The 6,075-nt window shown below is 68.1% G+C and carries 7 protein-coding genes and 1 pseudogene; 2 read left to right on the top strand and 6 right to left on the bottom strand.

The window, feature by feature from the left end; translation table 11 throughout:
• From Q8Q88_RS13405 to ald, 5 genes are all read right to left on the bottom strand, one after another.
• Positions 1-703: acyltransferase (locus Q8Q88_RS13405; RefSeq protein ID WP_305675688.1), on the bottom strand; the 703-nt coding region annotated here is incomplete at its 3' end.
• Between the two features lie 68 nt (positions 704-771).
• The gene (locus tag Q8Q88_RS13410; protein ID WP_305675689.1) at positions 772-2,085 is read right to left on the bottom strand and encodes an O-antigen ligase; all 1,314 of its coding nucleotides are present in this window, start codon (positions 2,083-2,085) and stop codon (positions 772-774) included.
• Positions 2,082-2,843, bottom strand: a complete 762-nt coding sequence (locus Q8Q88_RS13415; protein ID WP_305675690.1) for a polysaccharide deacetylase family protein — start codon at positions 2,841-2,843, stop codon at positions 2,082-2,084. Before Q8Q88_RS13415 ends, Q8Q88_RS13410 begins: the two co-directional genes overlap by 4 nt.
• 66 nt (positions 2,844-2,909) lie before the next feature.
• Entirely contained in the window at positions 2,910-3,746 is an 837-nt protein-coding gene (fghA, locus tag Q8Q88_RS13420) for an S-formylglutathione hydrolase (protein ID WP_305675691.1), read from the bottom strand.
• A gap of 140 nt (positions 3,747-3,886) precedes the next feature.
• Positions 3,887-4,987 (bottom strand): alanine dehydrogenase, encoded by a 1,101-nt coding sequence (gene ald / locus Q8Q88_RS13425; protein WP_305675692.1) that lies wholly within the window; start codon positions 4,985-4,987, stop codon positions 3,887-3,889.
• Positions 4,988-5,106: 119 nt separating this feature from the next.
• Between ald and Q8Q88_RS13430 the strand changes: the two genes are divergently transcribed.
• Both Q8Q88_RS13430 and Q8Q88_RS13435 read left to right on the top strand, forming a co-directional pair.
• Complete coding sequence (locus Q8Q88_RS13430; protein ID WP_305675693.1) at positions 5,107-5,583, top strand: Lrp/AsnC family transcriptional regulator; 477 nt, start codon at positions 5,107-5,109, stop codon at positions 5,581-5,583.
• Between the two features lie 56 nt (positions 5,584-5,639).
• Positions 5,640-5,888, top strand: a complete 249-nt coding sequence (locus Q8Q88_RS13435) for a hypothetical protein (protein WP_305675694.1) — start codon at positions 5,640-5,642, stop codon at positions 5,886-5,888.
• Positions 5,889-5,951: 63 nt separating this feature from the next.
• Here Q8Q88_RS13435 and Q8Q88_RS13440 read toward each other — a convergent pair.
• Positions 5,952-6,075: pseudogene (locus Q8Q88_RS13440) on the bottom strand (IS630 family transposase); the annotation flags it as partial.

A 6,075-nucleotide genomic window follows, 5' to 3' on the forward strand; every position in this document is an offset into this window, starting at 1 on the left:
AGACCTTCTGGGCGAAGCGGGCGAGCGCCATGCCCAGCATGAACAGGGGCAGGGCCCGGAAGATGCCGAACTTCAGGGGCATCTGGTAGACCGGGTAGTCGAGGATCGCCCAGGTCGCCAGGTTGCAGGCCGTGAAGGCCGTGATCCCAAGGCCCAGCATGACGAACGGGTTGAACCGGGACATGGCGCGCAGCAGCAGCGGGAACATCAGGTAGCAGCCGAGCAGGGCCGAGAGCGACCAGCTGGGCGCGTTCCAGCCGCGCCCGCCGGGGACGCCGTAGGACTGCACGAGGAAGAACTGGGCCGGAAGCTCCTTCCAGTCGAACCATTCCGGGTTGCGCGGCATGACGCCGAGCAGGCCGCTCAGCACGACCAGGGAGATCAGGGTCACCTGCATGATCAGGTGGGCCGGCACGACCCGCAGGAAGCGCTTCTTGAAGAAATCGGCGAGCGACATGCCGCCGGCCAGCATCCGCTCGCCATAGACGCGCGCCAGGACGTAGCCGGAGTCGATCAGGAAGAAGTCGGTGAGCAGATAACCCCGCTCGAAGAACGGGATGAAATCGGACGTCGGGGTGGGACCGGCGAGCTCGTAATGGTGCAGGATCATCAGGATCGCCACGACGATGCGCATGGCGTCGAGCCAGCCGCCCCGCTCGATCGGCGGGACGCTCGTCCGCGTCCCAATCCCAAACCACGACATCGCCGACCTCCTCCAGTCCATCGGGAGGCGGGATTGCAAGGGCCAAGCCATCCCAAAACGGGACAGTTTCAGGCGTGGGCGGGAGTCCAGGTCATGGCGCGCGGTTGGCCGGCCCGATGCGGCGCCGGCGCCGTGGCCTGGGCCGGAGCGGGCCCCAGAATCCGGGCCATGGCGGCGACGGCGAACACCCAGGAGAGGTTATTGTGCACCAGGATGATGCTCTCCGACATGGTCTGCAGGGCATAGACCGCCAGGAACAGGGTCGCCCAGTAGCCGTCGCCGAGCCTCTGGTGGCGCACCACGGCGACGAGCAGGCTGATCGCGAAGATCGCCGCGTAGATGCCGACCCCCACCAGGCCGAGCTGGATCAGCAGGTCCAGCCAGCCATTGTGGGCGCTGGGCACCCGCCATTGCAGGGCGTCGCGGATCCAGTTGGCGATGTCGGACTGCCGGCCCCAGAAGGCCGCATAGCCGTAGCCCAGCACGGGCTCGGCCTCATGGGCGCGCAGCACCGCGTTCCAGATCTCGGTGCGGCCAGTGAAGGTCGCGTCCTTGCCAAGCGCTGCATAGAAGAGGGTTGGGGCGAACATGTAGAGGCCAGCCAGGGCCGACATGCCGGTCACGCCCAGCCAGACCGCCGCCACTGAAGCTGCTCGCCCCAGGCGCATGAAGGCGAAGACCGTGGCGCCGCCCAGCACGATCAGCAGGCTGAGGAACGAGGTCGCCGACCGGGTCATGATGATCAGGCCGATGAACAGCACCAGGGCGCCGCCCCACAGCAGTCGCCGGCGCGGATTGGTCAGGAAGGCCGCCACGGCCGCGAGCGAGGCGTAGACCATCATCGCCCCCATCTCGTTCTTCTCGTACCAGAGCCCGCGCCAGGTCCCGGCGTTGATGTCCTGGCTGACCCCCATCTTGGGCACGGCCAGGCAGACGAAATAGCTGCCCAGGGCCAGCAGCAGCATGGTCAGCGCCACCAGTTCGGCGAAGCGTCGCCCACCCAGGCTCGAGGCGAGATAGAGCCCCATCAGGGTTGTGGCGGCCAGCGCGATGGCTCGGCGCAGGGTGACGTCCGGATCGATGGACCACAGAACCGAGGCCGAGGCCCAACCCACCAGGACGGCGAAGGCCAGGGCCGGCCACCAGAACCGGAACAGCTGCGGCAGGCGGAAGGCTGTGAGGGCCGCGATCAGGCCGTAGACCGGCAGCCACATCAGCCGCAGGACCGGGACCTCGTCGCCGCCGGTCTGCAACGGGTCAAACACGGGGCCGACCAGGGCGCTGGACATCAGCGCCACCACCAGGACGGTCAGGCTCGCCTCGATCAGGCGTACGACCGTCAGCCGCTCATAGGGTTCGGCGAGCTGGTCAGGGCTGATCACGCCGCCGCTGCTTGTGGCTCGCCGTTGACGATCAGGTCGACGGCCTCATTGACCGGCAGGACCTCGACGCCATGGTCGGCGATGCGCTGGAGCACCCATTCCAGGCGCTCGGGCAGGACGCCGAAATCGAGCGGCGCCGGGCCGACGTCATGGGTGAAGAAAGTGATCCAACCGCCGGTGGCCTTGGCGCGGGCGATGGAGGCCTCGATCTCGTCGGGCCGCCAGCGGCGATGCTCCAGGACGATGGAATGGACCATCGCCAGGTCGACCATGCCCTCATTGACCCGTCGCGAGATGCCCCGGGCGCTCTTGAAGGCCCCGCCCAGCAGGGTCTTTGTGCGTGGCGAGACGTCGCCATAGGGATAGGCGTAGCTGTCGATGGCGATGTCGCCGAGGTGCTTGCGCAGGAAGGCGGCGTTGCGCTCGATCTCGTGAAGCAGCGTCCCGCTGTCGGTCTTCGAGGCGAAGCCGTGGGAATAGCTGTGGCAGCCGATCTCATGGCCGGCCGCGGCCACGGCCTTGAGGTCGGCCACGTTGAAATACTCGATGCCGTCCTCAGTGATCCCGCAGAAGCGACCAGCCACATAGTAGGTCCCGCGCACCCCGAACCTCGCCATGATCGGGCCGGCCACGGTCCAGGCGCTCTTGGGGAAGTCGTCAAAGGTGATGCTGGCGATCGCCTGCGGCGCGCGCGAGCGCACGGTGTTGACCGGCAGGCGGCGGGTCAGGACGTTATTGACCTTGCGATAGATGCCCATCGATCCGAAATCCAAGCTGCGGCGGCGCAGCCGGAATCCTGACAGGGCAATCCTAACAAACGCCTGCTAGAGCCGCGCGGCGTGCCACGCCAGGTGGTCTTCGATGAAGCTGGTCATGAAGAAGTAGGAGTGGTCGTAGCCCTCCTGCCGCCGCAGGGTCAGCTTCTGGCCCACCTTTTCCGCCGCGGCCTCCAGCAGTTCGGGCTTGAGTTGGGCCGTGAGGAAGCTGTCGGCCAGGCCCTGGTCGACCAGGATGTCGTCGAACCGGCCGCGCGCCGCGCCGGTCTCCAGCAGCAGGGCGGCGTCGTGCTCGCGCCAGGCGGCCTGGTCCTCGCCCAGATAGGCGTTGAAGGCCTGGCGGCCCCAGTCGCAGCGGGTCGGCGAGCAGATCGGGGCGAAGGCCGAGACGGACTTGAACAGCTCCGGATGGCGCAGGGCCAGGGTGAGCGCCCCATGCCCGCCCATGGAATGGCCGAAGACGCCAAGCCGCGCCGGATCGACCGGGCAGCTCTGCCTCACCACCTCGATCAGGTCGCGGGTGACATAGGTCTCCATGCGGAAACGCGGCGCCCAGGGCGCCTCGGTGGCGTCCACATAGAAGCCCGCGCCCTGGCCCAGGTCGTAGGCGGGATCGTCGGCCACGCCCTCGCCGCGCGGACTGGTGTCAGGAGCCACCACGGCGAGCCCCAGCCGCGCGGCGGCGGCGTAGGCCCCGGCCTTGGTGGTGAAGTTGTCCTCGGTGCAGGTCAGGCCCGACAGCCAGACAACCCACGGGACCGGCCCCTCCGCGGGGGGCAGGAAGACGCTGAACCGCATGGGCGTGCCGGTGGCGGCGCTGGCGTGACGGCGATAGCTGAGCGTCCCGCCATGGACGCGGTGTTGTTGCAGGATTTCCAGGCTCATGGGGTCTTCTAACCCGGATTCCGAGCTGGACGACCGCCTCCTGTCGGCAAATCGAGCTTCGGGGCTTTCGCCGCCGAAGGGGAAATAGGTTTCGAGAAAAAGGCCGGGGGCGGGGAAACCTCCGCCGCCCCCTGGCCGAGTCAGGCCGCGACCGGGGGAAGGTCCTGCGAAGCGGCCACCGCCGGGTGGACGACCCGTCCACCGGCGACATTCAGTCCGGCGGCGAAACCGGGATCCTCGGCGAAGGCGCGCTCCATCCCCTTGTCGGCGAGCGCCATGACATAGGGGGTGGTCGCCGCGCCGAGCGCATAGGTCGAGGTGAGCGGGGCGGCTCCCGGCATGTTGGCCACGCAGTAGTGGACCACCCCGTCGACCACATAGGTCGGCTCATCATGGGTGGTCGGGTGCGAGGTCTCGAAGCAGCCGCCCTGGTCGATGGCGACGTCCACCAGCACCGAACCCTTGCGCATGAGCTTCAGGTCCTCGCGCCGGATCAGCTTGGGGGCGGCCGCGCCGGTGATCAGCACGCATCCGATGATCAGGTCGGCCGTGGGCAGCAGCTCCAGCAGGGCGCCGCGCGAGGACAACACCGTGCGGGCGCGGCCTTCGAAATGGGCGTCCATCGCCGCCAGGCGCTCGGGCAGGATGTCCATGATGGTCACGTCGGCGCGCATGCCGACCGCGATCTCCGCGGCGTTGAAGCCGGAGACCCCGGCGCCCAGGATGATCACCTTGGCCGGGGGCACGCCGGGCACGCCGCCCATCAGCAGTCCGCGTCCGCCGGCCGGGGCCAGCAGATAGGCCGCGCCCACCTGGGCGGCCATGCGGCCGGCCACCTGGCTCATGGGGGTGAGCAGCGGCAGGTCGCCCTTGCGGCCCAGGATGGTCTCATAGGCGATGGCCGTGCAGCCCGAGGCCATCAGGCCCCTGGTCTGCTCCGGGTCCGGGGCCAGGTGCAGATAGGTGAAGAGGGTGTGTCGCGGAGTGAGGTGCGCGATCTCCTGGGCCTGCGGCTCCTTGACCTTCACGATGGTGTCGGCCTGGGCGAAGACGGCGGCGGCGTCGGGAACGATCTTGCCGCCCGCGGCGGCGTAGTCGGCGTCGCTGAGGCCGACCCCGCCGCCCGCGCCCGACTGGACGAAGACCTCATGGCCGTGGGCTGTCAGGGTGGCGACGACGGCGGGGACAAGGCCCACGCGGCGCTCGAGAGGCTTGATCTCGGTGACAGTGCCGATGCGCATGCGTTTTTCCTCCGCCATATAGCGCGAAGGCTAGTCGATGGTTGCGGATGAAACCTTGAAAAACAGCGCTTCGGAGATCAGTGTCGTGCAAGTTTCATGTTTGAAAGTCGGATTTTCCGGTGAAATCTTCAGCTCACGATCTCGATATCGCAGATAAGCGCCTTCTGACCCATTTGCAGGCGCACGGCCGAGCGACGAATGTGGAACTCGCCGAGGCGGCGCATCTGTCTGAGTCCGCCTGTTTCCGCCGGGTGCGCGCCCTGGAGGCCGAGGGGGTGATCACCGGCTATGCGGCGGCGGTCGATCCGCGCGCCGTGGGCCTTGGTCTCTCCGTCTTCGTGTCCATCACCCTGGCCAGCCAGGCCCAGGACGTGCTGGCCGCCTTCGAAGCCGCGGTGGTCGAGGCGCCCGAGATCATGGAATGCCACCTGATGACCGGCCAGGCCGACTATGTCCTGCGGGTGGTCGCCGCCGACATGGACGACCTGGAGCGGGTGCACGCCACGCGCCTGACCCGCCTGCCCGGGGTGGCGCGGATCAACTCGTCCATCGCCCTGCGCACGGTGGTCCGACGCACGGCCCTACCGCTCCGGTAGGGCCAATTTTCGCCATGGGCCAAGGGCAGTTTCCCGCCGCACGAAGGAGTTCTCCCATGCGCGTCACAGCCCTCATCGCCCTTGCCCTCGCCGTCTGCGCCTCCAGCGCGCTCGCCGCCCCCGGCCGGTTCATCCACCCGGCCGACACCAGTAAGGACGACCGGATCGATAAGGCCGAGTGGGTCGCCTACAAGCTGCCCGCCGCGGAGTTCGCCAAGGCCGACAAGAACGCCGACGGCAAGATCGACGGGCCCGAGTTCGTGGCCTGGGACACCGCGCAGAAGGCCAAGCACGCGGGTCACTGATCCCGCACGGAGACCGGAATGCGCCGCTTCGCGCCGCGACCCCTCACCTAGAGCGTTTCCCGATCATGTTGACGCATATCCTGCGGCCTTGAAGTAGTTGGCGCAGATCTCTGGTGTGAACTGGTCGAGGATCTGGCCGATGCGGTTCCAGAGGGCGTCGACGGATCGTTCGGCGGCCTTTCTGAGG

Source organism: Phenylobacterium sp. (assembly GCF_030697925.1).
In the GTDB taxonomy this organism is placed as follows: Bacteria; Pseudomonadota; Alphaproteobacteria; order Caulobacterales; family Caulobacteraceae; genus Phenylobacterium.